At 41.2% G+C, this 408-nt stretch carries 1 protein-coding gene; it reads right to left on the reverse strand.

Going from position 1 to position 408, the window contains the following annotated elements:
- Window positions 1–408 (reverse strand): acyl-CoA thioesterase (locus ACFIK0_RS09425; RefSeq protein WP_375663914.1); only part of this gene is annotated, 408 nt, incomplete at both ends.

Consider the following 408-nt stretch of genomic DNA (forward strand, 5'->3'; position numbering starts at 1 on the left):
GACGATCAATGTTCTCTCGTCGATATTGCCGCCGCAAATCATAGCCCGCAATCAGCGAAGCCTGTTCATCATTTTCAGCGATGACTTTATCATATTTTACACGTTTATTAGGATCTTGAATTACATAGGTTAAAAAGCAGGTAAATCCCAAAAAACGTTCCCCTGTCATTAAATGTTCACCTACAACCTTAACAAAAACCTCCAGTGAGCGGTTACCAATGCCTGTTACATATGATTCCATACACATTGAATCTTGTAATTTAAATGGATGCAAAAATTGAACATGATCCATCGCCGCCGTGACTACCGTCGTCCGTGCGACCCTCATTGCTGTAACGGATGCTTCACCATCAACAATTTTCAAAATCTGGCCACGAAAAACGGTAGCATGTGCATTTAAATCCGCAT

Source organism: Bartonella sp. CL63NXGY (assembly GCF_042194905.1).
GTDB lineage: Bacteria > Pseudomonadota > Alphaproteobacteria > Rhizobiales > Rhizobiaceae > Bartonella.